We start from the raw sequence: 1,846 nt of genomic DNA, 5'->3' as shown, positions 1-1,846 counted from the left end.
ACCGTTAACCCAACGCTTAGGAAAATTGCTGTCGGTTGCTGTAAACATGACCTTAGCACCAACCTTCAAAGTTAGATGATTGGGTGAAGGCAAATTACGGTCATCGACATTGAACTTGCCGGTACTATTACCGGTGTAGACTTTGGCGTCTGTAGTTAATGCACGCAGGCCTGCATTATTAATTTGATCGGCACGGGCAGTGGTTGTAGTCAGCGTAATTGTTTGATCATCCACTTCTGGTGCATTTTCAAAGCACTGCTCATTCAAAATATTGAGCGCCTCACCAATATCTTGATTAATACGGATCTGATTGAGAAGTCCTGCAAAGTGTGCATCCTTCTGACGGAAGATCTTAGACAACTCCACCATAGTCACGTCTTTACGATGCAAGGCCATCGCACAGAAGAAATAAGGGCCCTCATAGCCTCGCTCAGATAACACCTGCATATCTGCCTGGGATACAACTGGTGGCAATTGAAATAAGTCCCCCACAAACATCACCTGAATGCCGCCAAAGGGCTGGCTCTTGTGTGGACCATTAGCGCGCAGAAACAAATCCATTGCATCAATCACGTCTGCTCTAACCATGGAGATCTCATCAATGATAAGCAGTCGGATATCTTTATAGAGACGCTTATCTTTTAAAGGCTTGATATCTTCTTCTGGAAAGATTAAGCGTGGTGGTAAACGAAAGAATGAATGAATCGTGACACCCTTGACTTGCAATGCAGCTACGCCAGTTGGCGCCACCACCACGACGTTACCTGGAATGTTCTCACGCAGATAGCCAATTAAGGTAGTCTTACCGGTACCCGCCTTACCACTAACAAAAATATAAGGGTCATGACGTTCGATGGCGTCGATTACGTCCTGGTATTCAGGGGTAATTTCAATAGCGGATGGGTCTACTACGGTATTGGTCATCCCTTATTGTTTCATGGGATCAACTAACGCAGCGAAAGCCGATATACACCACACCGATATCTGCCGACTTGGACTCCACATCAGACTCTTTTTGTCTGTCTGGTCCATACCACCAGGAAGCGCCTCGGGTAATGAAACCACCATGACGCTGGGTCGCAGTCCACTCCCAAACATTCCCGCCCATATCTAATAAGCCATTCACTCCAGGTTTTGTGGTGCCAGCAGGTACATGACCAGTGCCGCGATTTAACGCACCTGCTGGTGCTACACCCTTGTAATCGCCACAACCATTCAAGCAATGGGAAACAGCCGGGGTGACTCCACCTGGAAAGGGATAACGCTGACCTTTGGTATAGCCAGCGGGAGGAGCCTCTCTTTGTTCCACAAACGCCGCAGAGATCCACTCAGCATCAGTCGGTAAACGTTTGCCATAGAAGCGACAAACAGCAGCAGCTTCGGATTGATTGAGATGCACTGCAGGCTCTCTGGAATTGGGGGTAACGCCATAGGGGGTTTTCCAAGTCCAGCCAGGTTTTGTAACAAAGCCAGACTCGTAAGAAAGTCCGCCACCATTTTTCTCCGCCTGACTCACAAAACCAGTGGCATCAGCAAAAGTTTTGACATCAGCAATGGTCATCTCGGTTTGATCCCAAGATACAGATCCGACTTTAACTACAGGAATAGTTGATGCAGGCGCGCTATTTGCGGGCGCAGATCGCAACATGAAATAGATCGCGATAGCGGACAGGACTAAGCCAAACAGAATTGGGAGAATATCGAATTTTTTCATCAGAATGATCTCAAAAATAAAAGGCTCCACGAAGGGAGCCTTAGGATAATGCAATATTCGGTGGGGCGAACGACGGGGCTCGAACCCGCGACAACCAGAATCACAATCTGGGACTCTACCAACTGAGCTACG

At 47.8% G+C, this 1,846-nt stretch carries 2 protein-coding genes; both read right to left on the bottom strand.

Annotated features, from left to right (window positions below; all coding sequences use genetic code 11):
- Window positions 1–924 (bottom strand): AAA family ATPase (locus tag B7Y67_RS16805; RefSeq protein WP_293599609.1); only part of this gene is annotated, 924 nt, incomplete at its 3' end.
- A 19-nt stretch (window positions 925–943) separates the two neighbouring features.
- On the bottom strand, window positions 944–1,714 hold the full coding sequence (locus B7Y67_RS16800) for an SUMF1/EgtB/PvdO family nonheme iron enzyme (RefSeq protein WP_293599608.1): 771 nt from the start codon (window positions 1,712–1,714) through the stop codon (window positions 944–946).
- Window positions 1,715–1,846: the final 132 nt, after the last annotated feature.

Source organism: Polynucleobacter sp. 35-46-11 (assembly GCF_002281105.1).
Note: the sequence above shows the minus strand (reverse complement) of the source record. Positions and strands in the feature narration are given on the sequence as shown.

What these genes read in the sequence shown, in the direction of transcription:
- B7Y67_RS16800 (WP_293599608.1), bottom strand. Translation starts at nt 1,714, where the DNA reads ATGAAAAAATTCGATATTCTCCCAATTCTGTTTGGCTTAGTCCTGTCC.